Origin of the sequence: Pseudomonas saponiphila, from assembly GCF_900105185.1 — a bacterium.
GTDB lineage: Bacteria > Pseudomonadota > Gammaproteobacteria > Pseudomonadales > Pseudomonadaceae > Aquipseudomonas > Aquipseudomonas saponiphila.
Genome location: NZ_FNTJ01000002.1, coordinates 900,921 through 918,416, shown reverse-complemented (window position 1 = coordinate 918,416; position 17,496 = coordinate 900,921). Strand labels below are relative to the sequence as shown.

Sequence of the window (17,496 nt, the reverse complement as noted above, 5' to 3'; positions counted from 1 at the left end):
TTTGCGGGTGGCCTTTTTCATGCTGAGACGGCTGTGGCAAGGGCCCTTTGCCGCCGCTGCGCAGCCTGCGGCAGGCGCTGCAGGAAGACCATCAAGGCCTGTTCAAGAGGCGATCAAGACCATCCAGCAGCCGCTGCAAGGCGCCCTGATTGGCCTTGAGCACCTTGAGCCCGGCTTCGGCCATCTTCTGAGCATCCCGGGGCAACTCGAACAGGCGCTGCACCGCCACCGCCAGCCCCTCGGCGTCATCCACCTCCTGCAGGGCCCCGGCCTCGCGCAGCATCGCGGCGATTTCCAGGAAGTTGAACAGGTGCGGCCCGCTGATGACCGGCTTGGCCAGCGCCGCCGGCTCCAGCAGGTTATGCCCGCCATTGGCCACCAGGCTGCCACCGACAAAGGCGCTGTCGGCCAGGGCATAGAGGAACAGCAACTCGCCCATGGTGTCCCCCAGCAACACCGAGGTGGTAGCGTCCACCGGCTCCCCGGCAGAGCGGCGAATGGTCGTGAACCCCTGTTGCCGACACAGCTCGTACACCGAGTTGAAGCGCTCCGGGTGCCGTGGCACCAGAATCAGCAAGGCATTCGGGTAACTGGCCAGCAGTTGCCGATGGGCGTCGAGCACCACGGCGTCTTCACCCTCGTGGGTACTGGCGGCGATCCATACCGGGCGGTCCATGGCCTGCCACTGCTGGCGCAGCTCAGCGGCGCGCACCAGCAATTGCGGATCAATGCTCAGGTCGAACTTGATCGAGCCTGTCACTTCCACCGTCTCGGGACGCGCGCCCAGCTCCCGGAAACGCTGGGCCTCGGCCTCGGTCTGCACCGCGAACAGGCTCATCTGCGCCAGCATCGGCGCCGTCAGCCCGGCAAAGCGCCCATAGCCCTTGGCCGAACGCGCGGACAATCGGGCATTGGCCAGGGCCACCGGAATCCCGCGCCGAGCGCACTGGTCGATGTGGTTGGGCCACAGTTCGGTTTCCATGATCACCGCCAGCTTGGGCTGCACCCGATCGAGAAAGCGCGCAGCAGCGCAAGGCAGATCGTAAGGCAGATAGCAATGCTGGATGCGCGGCTCATGGGCGAACAGCGCTTGAATGCGCTCAGAGCCGGTGGGGGTCATGCAGGTCACGGTAATCGGCAGTTGCGGATGACGGGCCAACAGGGCCCGGATCATTGGCGCGGCGGCAATACTCTCGCCCACGGACACCGCATGCACCCAGATACCGCCGGTCTGCATGACCGGCAAGCCCAGAGAGAAGCGCTCGCCAATGCGCTTGGCATAAGCCGGGGCCTTGCGCGAACGCAGCCACAGGCGAATCGCTACCAATGGCAGCCCCAGGTAAAACAGTGCGGTATAGAGAGTTCTATTCATGGCGGCGGAGTTTATCGGTTTTTTAGCCGATCGCCTTCAGGTGCACGGCAAAACGTTCCGCCAGCCATCGCGCTGCCGGCCCCAGGGGCTCGTCGCGGCGCCAGGCCAGCTCCACCACCAGCGCCGGCGGTGTCCATTCGCTGACCAGTTCCACCATCTGATGCTGATAGGTCGGGTACTGCACCACATGCCGCGGCAACCAGGCCCAGCCAAGGCCACGCATCAGCCATTCGGCCATCACATAGAAACTGTCCGCCCGCCAGACCTGGGGGCTGACTTGCTCACCACCGGGATAACCACTGAGTTGCGGGGCGATCAGCAACTGCCGGTGCCGGGCCAGGAGCTGGCGATTGACCCGCTTTTCATGGGCCAGGGGATGCCCCACGGCACACACAGTGACCATTTCAACACTGCCCAGGGCCTGACGCTCCAGGGTTTCGGGCATCTGTTCATGGTGGAACAGCAAGCCCAGGTCGGCCCGGCGCTCCACCAGCTTGCGCGCCACATCGCCTTGGGCGCCGCTGGCCAGCTGCACCTCCAGACTGGGAAAGCGCTCGGCCAGGGCTTCCAGGCTGTCGAGCACCGGCTGGTAGGGCATCGCCTCGTCCTGGGCCAGGCGCAACCGCGCCTCCTGGCCCCGCATCAGGGCCAGCGCCCGACCGTTGAGACGATCGCATTGACGCAGAATCTCCCGCGCCTCCTGCAACAAGGCGCTGCCGGCCTCGCTGAGCTTGGGCTGGCGCCCGCTGCTGCGCTCGAACAGGCTGACCCCCAAATCCTCCTCCAGCAGAGCGATGGCGCTGCTGATGGCCGATTGCGCCTTGCGTTGCTGGCGGGCCACCGCGGAAAACGAACGCAGCTCGGCGACACTAACGAACAGTCGCAATTGCTCCAGGTTCCATTGCATGTTCATAGCGCAACCTATCTTCATAGCAGATAGGTAATGACTTTACCCCATCTGAGCAGCCTCTAGAATGCCGACCTCAGAAAGCAGCCCCAGACACGAGGAACCCTCCCATGAACGCTTACTACTACCTGGCCATCGCCATCTGCGCGGAAGTGATTGCCACTGTTTCAATGAAAGCGGTCAAGGGCCTGAGCACACCGCTGCCCCTGGCGCTGATCATCGTCGGTTACGGCGTGGCCTTCTGGATGCTGACCCTGGTGGTACGCACCGTCCCGGTGGGCGTGGCCTATGCGGTATGGGCCGGCATGGGCATCGTCATGGTCAGCATTGCCGCGCTGTTCCTGTACGGCCAGAAACTGGATATCCCGGCGATGCTGGGCATGGCGTTGATCGTCCTCGGCGTGGTGGTGATCCAGTTGTTCTCGAAAACCGCCGGGCATTAAAAAGCAGCCTCAAGCGACAAGCTTCAAGCGGCAAGAGTGAGTGCCATGCTTGCAGCTTGAGGCTTGAGGCTTGAAACTTGCGCCTTCGTTTTGTTTACCGAGGTCGCTGCATGCCATCCGCTATTTCCACCGATGTGCTGATTGTCGGCGCAGGCGTCGCCGGTCTCTGGCTCAACGCCCGCCTGCGGCGCCAGGGCTTTTCCACTGTGCTGGTGGAAAGCGCCAGCCTCGGTGGCGGACAGAGCGTGAAGTCCCAGGGGATCATTCACGGCGGCGCCAAGTACGCCCTGCACGGCGCCCTCACCGGCGCCTCGGAAGCCATCGCCGACATGCCCCGGCGCTGGCGCGAAGCCCTGGCCGGCAGCGGCGAGCTGGACCTGTCCGGCGTGCGCCTGCTGTCCGAATCCCACTATCTCTGGTCCCCCGGCACCCTGGCCGGCAACCTCACCAGCTTCTTTGCCAGCAAGGCCGTGCGCGGCCGGGTCGATCAGGTCAAGGGCGAGCAATTGCCTCCAGCCCTGCAGGACAAGCGCTTCAAGGGCAAGGTCTATCGGCTGGCCGAACTGGTGGTGGATGTGCCCAGCGTCATCCAGCGCCTGGCGGAGCTGGGCGGCGATAGCCTGCTGGCCGGGCAGAAGATCGAGCCACTGCTGGAGAGTGGTCAGCTGGTGGGCCTGCGGATCGACGAACGAGAGATTCGCGCGCAGCGCATCGTCCTCAGTGCCGGTGCCGGCAATGCCGAGCTGCTCCAGGCTCTCGGCCTGAGCCAGCCGGCCATGCAGCGACGCCCGCTGCACATGGTGCTGGTGAAGGGGCCAAGCCTGAAACCGCTGTACGCCCATTGCCTGGGCGGCGGCCCCAAGCCGCGGATCACCGTCACCACTCATCCGGCCGCCGATGGCCAGTGGGTCTGGTACCTGGGGGGCGATCTCGCCGAAGCCGAAGGTGTGGCCCGGGAACCGGCAGCGCAGATCGCCGCGGCGCAAAAGGAACTGGCACAGTTGCTGCCTTGGGTCGACCTGAGCCAGGCGCAATGGGCCACCTTGCGAGTGGAGCGGGCGGAACCGGCACAATCAGGCCTGACCCGCCCGGACAACGCCTTCCTCGCCGGACAAGACCGCCTGCTGGTGGGCTGGCCGACCAAACTGGCCCTGGCGCCGGACTTCGCCGACCGGGTCCTGAAGGCCCTGGAACGCGATGGCATTCGCCCTAGCCCCAGCCAGGCGCTCCCCGACCTGCCCAAGCCGCCCCTGGCGCAAACCGCCTGGGAGCAACTGCTGCCATGAGCCAGCCAACCCTGCACGACCTGCATCGCCCCTTCGGCAGCACCGGGCTGATGGTTTCGCCCCTGGGCCTGGGCACGGTCAAGCTGGGCCGTGACCAGGGCGTGAAATACCCCAACGGCTTCCAGATCCCCGACGACCAGGAAGCGCGCATGCTGCTCAAGCTGACCCGCGACCTGGGCATCAACCTGATCGACACCGCTCCAGCCTACGGCCGCAGCGAAGAACGCCTGGGCCCGCTGCTGCGGGGCCAGCGCCAGGAATGGGTGATCGTCAGCAAGGTCGGCGAGGAGTTTGCCGACGGTGTGTCCCGCCACGACTTCAGCGCCGCCCACACGCGTCTGTCCGTGGAACGCAGCCTGCAACGCCTGGAAACCGACTTCATCGACCTGGTGCTGGTGCATTCCGACGGCAACGACCTGGTGATCCTCGAGCAGTGCGAGGTGTACCAGACCCTGGCCCAGCTCAAGCAGGAGGGCAAGATCCGCGGCTTCGGCTTCTCCGGCAAGACCGTCGACGGCGGCTTGAAGGCATTGGAGCAAGGCGATTGCGCCATGGTTACCTACAATCTGAACGAACAGGCGGAGCGGGCGGTCATTGATTATGCCGCCGCCCAACACAAGGGCATCCTGGTGAAAAAGGCCCTGGCCAGCGGCCACGTGTGCCTGAGCCCGGGCACCGATCCGGTGCGGGCCAGCTTCGAGTTGCTGTTTGACCGGCCCGGTGTCGCCAGTGCTATTGTCGGGACCATCAATCCGCTGCACCTGGCCCATAACGTGGCGACCGTGGCACAGGTTCTGGGCCAGAACTGATGCCGCCGACGCGGCCGACCCCGACGCAAGAAGGAGCCGAGATGTCGCGACCGCTGATTAGAAAGAACCCCAGCAATTTCAAGACCCTGCCCCTGTTCGTCGAGGCGACTCCCGAAGGCCTGTGCTACCAGAGCGTCGGCATGCCGCTGAACTTCGCCCAGACCCTGCAGCGCCGACGCCCGGTGACCGTGGCCGATACCCAGCGTTTCGCTCTGGAACTGGCCAACCTCGGGGTCTCGGTGCGCCTGACCCTGCATTGGCAGAACCGCGATTACTGGGTACTGGTGCGCCAACGCCGCCAGGATCGCGGCGACGTGGTGCTCAAGCTGATCTCCGGCTACGTGCCGGCCCATGAACTGAACCTGCCGCTGCTGACCGCCATCCAGGAAATCGCCGAGGAGTGCCTGCTGGAAACCCCCGAAGGCTGGCTCGGCGGACGCTTCAACGACACCTGGCTGCCCGCCCCCTATGCTGGCGCCCTGCACTACCGCGAAGCCCTGCCCTTTCGCCTGACGCCGCTGTCCGGCGCGGCGCGCCCGGTGCGTTGCGCCAACCTGCAATTGCTCGAGCGTCCCCAGGCCTATGTGCACCTGCCCACGGCATCGCTGCAGTTGATCTACGACCTGCGCCTGGAGGTGCCCAGGGAAGCCAAGTCCCTGAGCCTGTTCCACGTCGACGAACGCCTGGAGGGCGATCAACTGGTGGCCCGCCTGGACCGCAAGCGCCCGGACCTGTACCTGATGCCCCTGGAGAATGGCGAACCTTGCGCCGAGCTCTACACCCTGAAAAAGGACCAGTTGCACCCGGCGAGCACCCGTGGCCTGTACCTGGCTGCGGATTTCGGAGCACCGTGACCGGCCGTTTCGGTTGATCGTGACCGGTCATTTCGCTAACGCGTGACCGCTCATTTCGGTAGCAACGTGACCGATTTTCCGCCTGTTCCGAAACAGGTGGTCACGGCTTACCGAAATCGCCGGTCACGACTTAGCGAAAGCCTTCCCCTTCGTTGCGCATGACCTGATGCGCCGCCATCCTCGACCGATTTCGGGAGAGGAAGATGGCGGCGCCGCGAGTAGCCATGCGAAACATCAAAGAATGTCTGCGCCTCAAGTTTGAGGCCGGCTTGTCCCACGAGAAGATTGCCCGTGCCTTGCAGCTGTCCAAGGGCGTGGTTAGCAAGTACATCGCGGCGGCGCGGGTGGCCGGGCTGGACTGGCCGGCGCTGGTGGCCATGGACGAGGCCGCGCTGGCGGCCGCCTTGTTTGCACCGACGTCGACGAACAAGCCGCGCGGTGAGCGAGTGCTGCCCGATGTGCTGAGCATCCACCGCGAGTTGCGACGCAAGGGCGTGACCTTGCAGCTGCTGTGGGAGGAATATCTCGCCGCGCATGCGGGCCAGCCGACCTACCGCTACACCCAGTTCGTCGAGCACTACCGGCGCTACGCCCAGACGCTCAAACGTTCGATGCGTCAGCTGCACCGTGCGGGCGAGAAGCTATTCATCGACTATGCCGGGCCGACGCTGCCGGTGGTCGACCCGGCCACCGGCGAAGTGCGCCGGGCGCACATCTTCGTCGCCGCCCTGGGCGCCTCGAATTACACCTATGCCTGCGCGACGCCAGGCGAAACCCAGGTGGACTGGCTGACCTCGCTGGGCCAGGCTCTGACCTACTTTGGCGGCGTGCCGGAAATGGTTGTGCCGGACAATCCGCGCGCCCTGGTCGCCCAGCCGGATCGCTACGAGCCGGGCCTGAACCGGGCCACGCTGGAGTGCGCGCGTCATTACCAGACGGTGATCCTGCCGGCACGGCCACGCAAGCCTCAGGACAAGGCCAAGGCCGAGGTGGCGGTGCAGGTGGTCGAGCGCTGGATCATGGCGCGGCTGCGCCATCGGCAGTTCTTCAGCCTGCATGCGCTTAACCAGGCCATCGCCGAGCTGCTGGAGGATCTGAATCGGCGCCCGTTCAAGCGGCTCGATGGCTGCCGGCGCGACTGGTTCGAGCGCCTGGATCGCCCGGCCTTGCGAGCGCTGCCGGTGCATCCCTACGAGGTCGCCACCTTCAAGCGCTGCAAGGTCAGCATCGACTACCACATCGAGGTCAATGGCAGCTTCTACAGCGTGCCCTCCGCCCTGGCCCGGCAGAACGTGGACGTGCGACTGACGGCACACACCCTGGAAGTGCTGCATGGCAACCGGCGGGTGGCCAGCCACCTGCTGCTGGGGCGACGCGGCGCTTACAGTACCCAGCGCGAGCACATGCCCGCGGCGCACCAGGCGCATCGCGAATGGACGCCACAACGCCTGCTCGACTGGGGCGCGCGGATCGGCCCCTACACGCGCCAACTGATCGATCACCAACTGACCCACAAGCCGCACCCGGAGATGGGCTACCGCGCCTGCCTCGGCCTGCTCTCGCTGGCCCGGCGCTATGGCAATGCACGCCTGGAAGCCGCTGCCGAACGTGCCGTACACCTGCGCGCCTTCACCGGGCGCAGCGTGCGCAACCTGCTCCAGCAAGGCCTGGATCAACAGCCGCTGCCCCAGCGTGCCGCCGAAACGACCTTACCCGGCGACCACGAGAACGTCCGTGGCGCCGACTACTACCAACCCCCGCAACAGGAGCTGTTCGATGATGCCGCAACACACCCTGAATCAACTGCACCAGCTACGCCTGGACGGCATGGCCCGCGCCCTGGAAGAGCAATGGACGCTGCCGGCCAGCCACAGCCTGAGCTTCGATGAACGCCTCGGCCTACTGCTCGACCGCGAACTGGCCTGGCGTGACAACCAGCGCCTGGTACGGCTGCGCAAGAAGGCCAAGCTCAAGTACGCCAACGCCTGCCTGGAAGATCTCGACCGCCGCACCGGACGCGCCCTGGACGAGCGTCTGATCGCCACCCTGGCCAGTGGCGACTGGATCCGCCAGCAGCACAACCTGCTGCTGACCGGCCCGACCGGTGCCGGCAAAACCTGGCTGGCCTGCGCCCTGGGCAACCAGGCCTGCCGCCAGGGCTATAGCACCCTGTACCTGCGCACCCCGCGCCTGCTGGAACAACTGCGCATCGCTCATGGCGACGGCAGCTTCGGCCGTACCCTGCAACAGCTGGCAAAGGTCGACGTCCTGGTGCTGGACGACTGGGCGCTAGCCCCGCTGGAGGAAGGAGCCCGGCATGACCTGCTGGAGGTGATCGACGACCGCGCTGGCAGCCGCTCCACCATCCTGACGAGCCAACTGCCCATCGAGCACTGGCACGGCTGGATCAACGACCCGACCCTGGCCGATGCCATCCTCGACCGCCTGGTGCACAACGCCTACCGACTGACGATGAAAGGCGAGTCGCTGCGCCGAAAAAAAGCCGAGGAACAAGCCGCATCGTGACCGATGCGATTACAATCCAGAACCCGCGCAACCGGGGTGGAAGCACCGGTCACGTATTAGCGAAACGCTCGGTCACGTTCACCGAAATCCGCACCTGGCAGAAAGCTTCGCCCAGCAGGAAGGCTGGGTGGTGCGCGACGAGCGGATTCGCTGGAAGGACTGGCTCAGGCAACGAGGCCTGAGTGAACCTGCGAAGGACTCGAAACTCTCGCGCCTGACCGGCAAGGCCCGGCAGATCCTGCGCAAGATGGTTCCGGCCAAAGCCGGACGCCAGGGCTGAGGCAAAAAAAAGGCGCCTGGAGTAGGCGCCTTTTTTTCACTGCGGCCGTTACTCGGCCTTGTCGGTCTTGCGGATCTTCTCGACGATGGCGGTGGTCGAGCTGTTCTCGACCAGCCCCAGCACCTTCACCGTGCCGCCATAAGCGGTGACGATATCAGCGCCCACTACCTGATCGATGCCATAGTCCCCGCCCTTGACCAGCACATCCGGCCGTACCTGGGTCAACAGGTTTTCCGGAGTGCCTTCAGGGAAACTGATCACCCAGTCCACGGCGCCCAATCCCGCCAGCACCGCCATGCGCCGGTCGACACTGTTGATCGGACGTCCAGGCCCCTTGAGGCGGCTGACCGAGGCATCGTCGTTGATCGCCACGATCAGCCGGTCACCCTGGGCCCGAGCCTGTTCCAGGTAGGTCACGTGGCCGGCGTGGAGAATGTCGAAGCAGCCGTTGGTGAACACAATCTTCTCGTTGTGCGCCCGGGCGTCATCAATTGCCAGCAGCAGTTGGTCGAGGCTCAGGACCCCACGCTCGGAACCTTCCTCGCGCTGGATCGCCCGACGCAATTCCGGTGCGCTGATAGCAGCTGTCCCCAGCTTGCCGACGACGATGCCCGCCGCCAAATTGGCCAGGCCCACGGCATGGGGCAGTTCCTCACCGGCAGCAATGGCAGCGGCCAGGGTAGAGATCACCGTATCCCCGGCACCGGTGACATCGAACACTTCACGGGCACGGGCCGGCAGATGCAGGGGCGGATGCTCCGGGCGCAACAGGGTCATGCCGTGCTCGCCACGGGTCACCAGCAGCGCTCCCAGCTCCAGGTCGTGCATCAGCTTGGCGCCCTTGCTCACCAGTTCGTGCTCATCGGCGCAGCCGCCGACGATGGTTTCGAACTCGCTGAGATTCGGCGTGATCAGGCTGGCGCCACGGTAGATGGAAAAATCCTTGCCCTTGGGATCGGCCAGCACCGGAATGCCCCGCGCCCGCGCCGCCGCGATCAGCACCTGATGGTTGCGCAGAGCGCCCTTGCCGTAGTCGGACAGCACCAGCACCTTGATCCCGTCGAGCAGGGCGTCGACCTCGGCCGCCAGGGCCAGGGCATCAGTGGCGAAGGGTTCTTCGAAATCGATACGCAGCAACTGCTGGTGACGGCTCATGACCCGCAGCTTGACGATGGTCGGCTGATGAGCGATACGCTGAAACAGCGCCCGTACACCCGCGCCTTTCAAGCTGTTGACCAGACTGTCGGCAGCCTCATCGTCACCGGTCACCCCCACCAGGGATGCCGGAGCGCCGAGAGCGGCGATGTTCAGGGCAACGTTAGCGGCACCACCCGGGCGGTCCTCGATTTGCTCGACCTTGACCACCGGCACCGGTGCCTCAGGGGAAATCCGTGAGGTACCACCATGCCAGTAACGGTCGAGCATGACATCGCCGACCACCAAGACAGGGGCTTGATCGAATCGCGGCATGGACAACTTCATGGAGCATCCCACATACAAAATGAACAGGGGCGCGATATTAACACAGGGTTGGCGCCGTCTCGTTTGAGAGCGTTACGCGGGATGTATCACGCACATTATCTGATCATTTTTTGAACACTCGACTCAAAACAAACTGCACCGCCTCGGACAATTCGATTTCATCGGTATTGATCTCGCAATCTGCCCGCTCTGGCGCTTCGTAAGGACTGTCCAGTCCGGTGAAATCCTTGATTGCTCCTTGCAGCGCAGCTTGATACAAGCCCTTGGGGTCGCGTCGGGCGCACACATCAAACGGCGTGCTGACATAGACCTCGAAAAACTGCCCCGGAGCAAACAACGCCCTGGCAATCGCCCGACCAGCACTGAAGGGCGAAATAGCCGAGACGATCACAATCAATCCGGCGTCGACCATCAGGCGCGCCACCTCGCCAATACGCCGAACATTCTCTTTGCGCGCCTCGATTCCCATCCCCAGATCGCTGCATAACCCGGTGCGCAGGTTGTCACCGTCCAGCACAAATGTATGGCGGCCCAGCTCATTGAGTTTGATCTCCAACGCATTGGCCAGAGTGGACTTTCCGGCACCCGACAGCCCCGTCAGCCACAGACAACAAGGCTGCTGGTGCTTTAACGCAGAGCGGGCATCCACTGACAACGATAGGGAAAAGGGACGGATAGCGGGAGCAACCCCAGTAGAGTTCGGAAAAACTGAAGAGTCACTCATAACCCAGGACCTCATAATCACGCTGATAAGCACGCCTGACCAAGCGCCGCGTACGCAAGGAGCAGAACTCCCTGACCGGCTCGTTTCGACGCTCAAGGGAAACATTCAGATGTGGCAATGATGTGTCCACTCCGAGTCGCTCACACAGATAGCGGAAATCTCGCTCGATATGCTCGTGCCGACCTAGAAAATCCATGGACATCCGCCCCATTTGATCAACAAGAAAGTCCGTCTGAGGCGCAAAGTGAAGCTGACGACGCAGGTTGTCCGGATGCAACCACTGCGCAACGAAATCGTCGAAATCTCGGTAACTGGCCACCAAGGCCTGAGCCTCATGGTCACGTCGACTCATGTTATTGCTCCGCAAGTAAGCGTATGCCGAATAAGCCCGCTCCAAGGGATCGCGGACGAAAGCGAACTTGAAACTGCGCGCGCAGTGTTCAGGGAACTGCTGCTGATACCAGTAATACGGTAAGTGCCCAGGCCACCGACCCTCTAGAAGCGCAGAGCACAGGCTACTGCCCCCGCATTTGGGCACGTGAATGAACACACACTTATGCGTCACAAAACTTGTTGGAAGCGTAATGATCGCAGACAGTGACTTGTTCACAGCCTGCCGATCAACCACTGACAAACGTCCCAGCAAGAAAGCCCTTTGATTCTTGGGAAGCAATTTCCACAACAGACGTTGCAACATCCGATTATCCACGCAAGAAGGTTGACCCTCTCGTTCATCATTCGAATCGAGAGGGCCAACATAACAAACGCCGGATAAGGAATTATTTAGCTTTGGTCAACCCTGTAAGGGCATTGATACAAATGCCCGAGCGCATTGCGCGCCCGGGAATATCAGACGATATCGGCCTCAGTCGGCGCGTCCAGCCCCATGGCGTGCAGCCGCGAGTAGTACCCGCCCATGGCCAGTAACTCGACGTGGGTACCACGCTCGACAATTTCGCCGTGGTCCATCACCAGGATCTGGTCAGCCTTCTCGATAGTGGACAACCGATGAGCGATAACCAGGGTGGTACGCCCTTTCATGACCTTGTCCAACGCCGCCTGAATATGCCGCTCCGACTCGGTGTCCAGTGCTGATGTTGCCTCATCAAGAATCAGCAACGGCGCATTCTTCAGCAACGCCCGGGCGATAGCCAAGCGCTGACGCTGGCCACCCGAAAGAAGCACGCCGTTCTCTCCGACTTCGGTATCCAGGCCCTGGGGCAGCTCAGCGATGAAGTCCATCGCATAGGCGTCTTGGGCAGCCTTCTCGATATCCGCACGCGGCGCACCGGCCAGGTCCCCGTATGCAATGTTGTTGGCAACGGTATCGTTGAACAAGGTCACATGCTGCGTGACCTGAGCTACGTGTCGGCGCAAGTTACGCAACCGGTAGTCTTCGACTTCCACGTCGTCGAGCAGAATTTCCCCGGTTTCATGATGGTAAAAACGCGGAATCAGGCTGGCCAATGTCGACTTACCACTACCAGAGCGCCCAACCAAGGCAATCATCTGCCCTGGCTCGGCACTGAAGCTAATGTTCTTGAGAACCTCACGCCCCGTCTCCGGATACGTGAAGCTCAAATTGCGAACTTCAAGACGACCACTGATACGATCCCGTTCGACCGTTCCGCTATCGACTTCAGGCTCAACATCCAGCTGCTCGAAGATACTTTCGGCACCCGCAACGCCCTTTTGAATCGTTGAGCTGACTTCCGACAACTGCCGAATCGGTTTAGGCAGCAAACCCGCGGCAGTGATATAGGCCACCAGATCACCTGCCGTTGCATCGCCCCGCAAGAACAACACCAAAAACATCAGTGAGGCCATGGCGGAGTAAATCACCAGTTGCAACATGGGGGTGTATACAGCGCCAGTCTTGGTCATGCGCAGCTGCTTTTCGGTGTTGCTCTGGCTAGCCGCAGCAAAGCGCCGCTGCTCATAGCCTTCACCACCGAAACTGCGCACCACTCGGTACCCCTGGATCGCTTCCGAAGCAACATGGGTCACATCTCCCATGGCGACCTGAATCTTTTTGCTCTGTTTACGAAATTTCTTGCTGGTACTGCCGACCATCAGGGCAATCACTGGCAGGATTGCCAACATCACCAGCGTCAGCTTCCAGTTCATCCACAACAGATAACCAAATAGAAAGACCACTGTCAGGCCTTCGCGAATGACCACTTTGATCGCGTCGGTGGCCGCCCCCGTCACCATAGTCACATTGAAAGTGATACGGGAAATCAGATGCCCAGAACTATGAGTATCAAAATAGCGATTGGGCAGAACTAACAGCTTGTTGAACAGTTCGACACGCAGGTCGTGGACCAGTCCCAAGGAAACCTTGGCCAGGTAGTAGTTGCCCAGAAAAGATCCCAAACCTTGCCACGCGGCGATCAGGACGATCAGCAGCGGAACAGCCATCAGCAACTTCAGGTCTCTCAAATACGGCACGTTGGGGAAGAACACCACATCGGGATTGCTCAAGCCATCAACGAAGTATTTGAGGATTCCCGCGAGCATCGGCTGGGTAGACGCAAAGATCACGAAGCCCACGATACTCAACAGAAACATGCCAAGGTACGGCCTTACATAGCCCAGCAGCCGGAAATAGATTTTCAGGCTGGAATCCTGTTCCGCTTTGGGCGGTGCGTCACTCATCATCGGGCTCACTGGTTAGGTAGAACGGCGAATTTTATCACAAGCCTCGGGCTTGCCCCGTGCCCAGACCAAAACGCTGGCCAATGCAATTGGAAACCAGGAGATGAACCACTCGGCACGAGGCGTACCGGTCAGGCTTGCAGCATCGAACTGCATCGCCAGAAATGAGAACACCCATATCCCGATGATGCCCTTGCCATATTGGGTATCACGCATCTTCCACGCTTGCCATAACACTCCGAACCACAGCCCACACCAAAGCAGCAGGCCCGGCAGACCGAGTTCGATGGTCACATGGGTGAACAGATTATGAGAGTGATCGAAATAGATGTTATCGGCAAAGACCTTGTAATCGCCGCCCAATCCCAAGCCGCCCCAGGGCCGCTCGGCAATCATGTGCAAAGCCGCCATGAAAATCTGAGGACGATAGGAAACGCCACGCGACAAGACCAGAGATTCCATTGCCCAGAACACCGCCAACGCGGTGACAACCGCCGCTGCGGCAATCAACGTACTGCGCCGGTCACGACACCAGATAGGCATAGCCACGATGCTCAGAAGCAGTGCCAGAGCGGCGCCTCTGCTTTGGCTCAGCACCACAAAGAGCGCGAGCAGCCCCATCGCCAACAACCAAGCCACCTGCATCCAACGGCCGCGAGGCACCCAGTGCAGCATCCACACCGCAGCCAAACCAATGACGTAAGCACCGAGAATGGGATGAGAAAGCTGGCCTAACCCTTCAAGACGGGCATACCAGGCATTTCCTTCAATGCCATAGAATTTGATCACTGCAATCAGCGACGACAATGCCAGTCCGAAACCTCCCCATTGCATGACTCGTATGACCCGCTCAGGCCGAGCATTGGCAAACACCGGGAAGAACAGCAGGAAGACGCCGATGTAAAGCAGGCGCTTGGCCTCACGGGAAGGATCTTCTGCGTTGGTCCAGAGCAAACTGATCCCGCCCCACGTCGCCAATAGCAGGATCATCAGGCAGATCCAAGGTTGCGAACGCCAGACTTCCTTGAGCCGATCACGGGCAGGCCAGGCAAAAACCAGGGCCGGCAACCAGAGAAAAAGCACCAGACCCTGCTGATAAATCTTGTTGGTCGGCGCAAATGCAATAGCCAGTAAGAACCATAACAGTCCACCGACCATCCATCCCTGCGCCCAACGACTTGCTTGCATTCCTAACTCCTCATCATGGCTAACCACCCTGCCCGGCATGGTTAAAACCCAAAACTTTCGGCATCATTACCGACCACTGTGCCCGCGACTCCGAGAAGGCTCCGACGATGCAATGTTCAAGGCTTTCCCAAGCCGCTCTAACTTCAATGACTGAAGGCGCCAGAATATTGGAAGCCGACAGCTACGGTCCTAAAGTCTACCTGCTGGCAGACGGTGACATCCTCAAACTGTTTCGCCGCAAACGCCTTTTTTCGTCAGCGTTGTTTCACCCCTACTCCAAACGCTTTATCGACAACGCAGCAGAGTTGCGCAAGCGTGGAATCCCCACCTTGACCGTACTCAAGTTCTTCGAGCTAAGCGCCCCCGGCATGACCGCGGTGCTTTATCGACCATTACCCGGGCAGACACTGCGTCAAATGGCCAGCCAGAAAGACTTTGACTGGCAACAAAACCTTGAGCCGCTGGTGGCGCTGATTCGTCGATTGCACGCGGCCGGCATCTACTTCCGCTCATTACACTTGGGCAATATCGTGATCACGCCCGAGAATGAAATGGGGCTGATCGATGTAGCCGATATGCGTTTCTTGCGGGCGCCGCTGCCTCCCAGGCTGATCAAGCGCAACTTGCAGCACTTCGCACGCTATATTGCGCGCGAAGAGCTGAACGAACGCTTTCCCATGCAAGCGCTGGAACAAGCGCTGTTACCGGGATGAAAACAGCCGCCGCGAGGTTTCAGTGAAATCTGTCCAGGCCCGCTCCGGCGCCAGTGCTCGAGACTGACCGTCAAGGATCACCTCGGCAGACGCTGAAAATGCGCGCTCCATGAGCTTGCTCCAGGCACCGGCATCGTCCGGCGGCGCGTACCAGCCGGCCTCAGCCAACTGCTCCCGGAATACCGCAAGCTCACTGGTGAGCACCGGAACTCCTGAGATCACCGCCTCTTGCAAGATCAGGCCCAGCCCCTCGTCCAGCGAAGGAATGGCTACCCAGTCAAACGCTCGATAAAGCGTCGCTGCCTCCGGCAAATGACCGGGGAGAGAAACTTTGCCACGCAAGCCCAAACGCTCGATGCCGGCCTCAAGGGCAAGCCGCTCGGGACCCTCGCCGACAATGACCAAGCGCGCATCGGGTCGATGTACCGACGCTGCAGCAAAGGCCTCCAGCAAACAGGCAAAGCCCTTGCCACTCACCAGGCGGCCTACCGCACCCAGCACTGGTGAGGCCTCCATTGGCACTCCCAAACGAGCTCGAGCCTGCTCACGAGGCAGTGACGCGGCACGAAAAGCGACCGGATCGTAGGCGCTGCGCAAGACCGCTACAGGCCGGTGCGTATCAGATTCAAGGGATTGGGCGAGGGTGTTCGACACCGCAACCAGCGTCAACTCAGAGTCCGAGAAACGCTCAAACAGTTTTAGATCGCTCCCGCGCAGTCGAGTGGTGCCATGAAAAATGACCACTGCACGCACCCCTGGCACAGTCCTGAGTACTGGCAGTAACGCTCGCGCAACACCGATGCCATCCAGAAGCACCACTTCCAGGTCTTTCGGCAGGGCCTTTTTAAAACGCGCGCGCATCCAGGGAGCCAGCAACTTCCAGATGCGCCGCTCCTTGAGCTGGTCAGAAGAAAGATTCCACTCAACGACTTGGTCGCCCAGATCGCCAATACCCGCACTTCCTTGAAGCAGCCAGGTATTGATCGATGCACAGTCCTCAACGCGAGAAAGTATCTGTTGATGTACCTTCTGCACCGAAGCAAAAGCGGAGCCGCCGGCCCACATGATGTTAAGAATGCTCATTGAAAAAATGACCTTGATACGTGGTTTCGCAAGCCCGCCATGTGCAATTCAGTGATGCCAGGTTGGCCATTGATCAAAGAACTGAATCCCGGCCCAAACAGTATCAAAAAGCCACTAAGCATTCCCGACAAGTTGATATCAAACACCCAGTCGCAACCGCAATCTCTCCACCAGACTCAAGGGAGCACGCGCTCTCAGGGGCGGTTGGAGCGCATCAACGATACGCCGGCCAATTTGCGCGAAACTGAACTGTTGGACTGCAAGTTCCTGTCCATTACGAGCAATATCCGCCGCCAGTAACGGATTCATGCGCAATTGGAGCAACTTCTCCTGCAACTGAGGGATGTCCTTGTAAAACACAACGTTGACCATGTCTTTGAACCCCAGGGCCTCATTCTCGGCAGCCCCTTGATCGAAGGCCAACAAAACACAGCCACAAGCCATTGCTTCAAAGTTCTTGATCATGTATTCGCCCATGCCCACATCGGCACTGACGAAAAAACGAATCCGATTAAGGGTCGCGCAGTACTCCTCCCCTGACTTGGTTCGCGTGACCACCAACGGTTCAACCCGCGCCAGTTCATCCAGCAGTGCCTTGCGGCCGCTATAGGCAACGCTGTTGGTACTGCCGACAAAAGCCAGTTCGATATCACGCTCCCGCCCTTGCTCCTGCAAAAGCGCCTGATCGTAACCCTTAGGTACGAACACCGCGTCGAAACCTTCCTCGCGCAAGCGCTCGGTCACCATATGCCCTGAACTGATCACCCGCGCCCAAGGCAAGCGGCGGTAATGGGCACTGAACTTGCCCGTGTACTTGCAGGGAATGTAATTCTGATAAGCATCGTGCTCGAGAATCACCAAGTTGGGCACAGTACGAATGAACCCGACCTGGCGTATCTCCTGCTTGAAACGCAGGAAGAAGATGATGCGGTCATAACGGGAAACATCGACCTCCCGCCGGAAGTAACGACGCAAGTTGCGTTGCTCGTCGCTGCTCAGCCAGCGCACATCGCATTCACAATTCTCGGCGACGCCTTCGTACAAACGATCCAGGATGGCTCGCTGTTCTTTCTGCACCAGAAATAAAACCTTCATCATCTTCCTTTCGAAGCTGAGCAGTCCGAGAAAAAATCGACATTGCCCTGTTGTCTTGGCACAAGGCAGTTTTAAA

Annotated in this window: 15 protein-coding genes and 2 pseudogenes; 8 read left to right on the top strand and 9 right to left on the bottom strand. The window is 61.0% G+C overall.

What is annotated here, in order from left to right; translation table 11 throughout:
- Positions 1 to 91: 91 nt before the first annotated feature.
- Positions 92 to 1,372 (bottom strand): lipid IV(A) 3-deoxy-D-manno-octulosonic acid transferase, encoded by a 1,281-nt coding sequence (gene waaA / locus BLV47_RS26070; protein ID WP_092319031.1) that lies wholly within the window; start codon positions 1,370 to 1,372, stop codon positions 92 to 94.
- 22 nt (positions 1,373 to 1,394) lie between these two features.
- Positions 1,395 to 2,279, bottom strand: coding sequence for a LysR family transcriptional regulator (locus tag BLV47_RS26065; RefSeq protein ID WP_162492853.1), 885 nt, complete (start codon positions 2,277 to 2,279; stop codon positions 1,395 to 1,397).
- Positions 2,280 to 2,389: 110 nt separating this feature from the next.
- Between BLV47_RS26065 and BLV47_RS26060 the strand changes: the two genes are divergently transcribed.
- The 7 genes and pseudogenes from BLV47_RS26060 to BLV47_RS26030 all read left to right on the top strand — a co-directional run.
- Entirely contained in the window at positions 2,390 to 2,722 is a 333-nt protein-coding gene (locus BLV47_RS26060) for a DMT family transporter (protein ID WP_011058907.1), read from the top strand.
- 110 nt (positions 2,723 to 2,832) lie between these two features.
- The gene (locus tag BLV47_RS26055; protein WP_092319029.1) at positions 2,833 to 4,008 is read left to right on the top strand and encodes an NAD(P)/FAD-dependent oxidoreductase; all 1,176 of its coding nucleotides are present in this window, start codon (positions 2,833 to 2,835) and stop codon (positions 4,006 to 4,008) included.
- Positions 4,005 to 4,817 carry an aldo/keto reductase gene (locus BLV47_RS26050; protein ID WP_092319027.1) on the top strand — a complete coding sequence of 271 codons (813 nt, stop codon included), beginning with the start codon at positions 4,005 to 4,007 and terminating at the stop codon, positions 4,815 to 4,817. Before BLV47_RS26055 ends, BLV47_RS26050 begins: the two co-directional genes overlap by 4 nt.
- Before the next feature lie 41 nt (positions 4,818 to 4,858).
- Positions 4,859 to 5,659: pseudogene (locus tag BLV47_RS26045) on the top strand (metal ABC transporter ATPase); the annotation flags it as partial.
- 215 nt (positions 5,660 to 5,874) lie between these two features.
- The gene (gene istA, locus BLV47_RS26040; protein WP_062838241.1) at positions 5,875 to 7,560 is read left to right on the top strand and encodes an IS21 family transposase; all 1,686 of its coding nucleotides are present in this window, start codon (positions 5,875 to 5,877) and stop codon (positions 7,558 to 7,560) included.
- Entirely contained in the window at positions 7,448 to 8,197 is a 750-nt protein-coding gene (istB, locus tag BLV47_RS26035; protein ID WP_062838242.1) for an IS21-like element IS1474 family helper ATPase IstB, read from the top strand. Before istA ends, istB begins: the two co-directional genes overlap by 113 nt.
- 82 nt (positions 8,198 to 8,279) lie before the next feature.
- Positions 8,280 to 8,477: pseudogene (locus tag BLV47_RS26030) on the top strand (metal ABC transporter ATPase); the annotation flags it as partial.
- Positions 8,478 to 8,525: 48 nt separating this feature from the next.
- On the opposite strand, the gene hldE reads toward BLV47_RS26030, so the two are convergent.
- The 5 genes from hldE to BLV47_RS26005 all read right to left on the bottom strand — a co-directional run bounded on the left by hldE (position 8,526) and on the right by BLV47_RS26005 (position 14,529).
- Entirely contained in the window at positions 8,526 to 9,959 is a 1,434-nt protein-coding gene (gene hldE / locus BLV47_RS26025; protein WP_092319025.1) for a bifunctional D-glycero-beta-D-manno-heptose-7-phosphate kinase/D-glycero-beta-D-manno-heptose 1-phosphate adenylyltransferase HldE, read from the bottom strand.
- Positions 9,960 to 10,062: 103 nt separating this feature from the next.
- A complete protein-coding gene (gene cysC / locus BLV47_RS26020) occupies positions 10,063 to 10,683 on the bottom strand; it encodes an adenylyl-sulfate kinase (protein ID WP_092319023.1) in 621 nt (206 codons plus the stop codon).
- Positions 10,676 to 11,380: a sulfotransferase family 2 domain-containing protein gene (locus tag BLV47_RS26015; RefSeq protein ID WP_092319021.1), complete on the bottom strand. Its 705-nt coding sequence runs from the start codon at positions 11,378 to 11,380 to the stop codon at positions 10,676 to 10,678. Before BLV47_RS26015 ends, cysC begins: the two co-directional genes overlap by 8 nt.
- Positions 11,381 to 11,532: 152 nt before the next feature.
- A complete protein-coding gene (gene msbA, locus BLV47_RS26010; protein WP_092319019.1) occupies positions 11,533 to 13,341 on the bottom strand; it encodes a lipid A export permease/ATP-binding protein MsbA in 1,809 nt (602 codons plus the stop codon).
- 15 nt (positions 13,342 to 13,356) lie between these two features.
- The gene (locus BLV47_RS26005; RefSeq protein ID WP_092319017.1) at positions 13,357 to 14,529 is read right to left on the bottom strand and encodes an O-antigen ligase family protein; all 1,173 of its coding nucleotides are present in this window, start codon (positions 14,527 to 14,529) and stop codon (positions 13,357 to 13,359) included.
- A 146-nt stretch (positions 14,530 to 14,675) separates the two neighbouring features.
- Between BLV47_RS26005 and BLV47_RS26000 the strand changes: the two genes are divergently transcribed.
- Positions 14,676 to 15,242: a lipopolysaccharide kinase InaA family protein gene (locus BLV47_RS26000; protein WP_177431249.1), complete on the top strand. Its 567-nt coding sequence runs from the start codon at positions 14,676 to 14,678 to the stop codon at positions 15,240 to 15,242.
- Here the strand turns inward: BLV47_RS26000 and BLV47_RS25995 are convergent.
- Both BLV47_RS25995 and BLV47_RS25990 read right to left on the bottom strand, forming a co-directional pair.
- On the bottom strand, positions 15,231 to 16,325 hold the full coding sequence (locus BLV47_RS25995; RefSeq protein WP_092319013.1) for a glycosyltransferase: 1,095 nt from the start codon (positions 16,323 to 16,325) through the stop codon (positions 15,231 to 15,233). The two genes, BLV47_RS26000 and BLV47_RS25995, sit on opposite strands and share 12 nt — an antisense overlap.
- A gap of 138 nt (positions 16,326 to 16,463) precedes the next feature.
- The gene (locus BLV47_RS25990) at positions 16,464 to 17,420 is read right to left on the bottom strand and encodes a glycosyltransferase family protein (protein WP_092320569.1); all 957 of its coding nucleotides are present in this window, start codon (positions 17,418 to 17,420) and stop codon (positions 16,464 to 16,466) included.
- Positions 17,421 to 17,496: the final 76 nt, after the last annotated feature.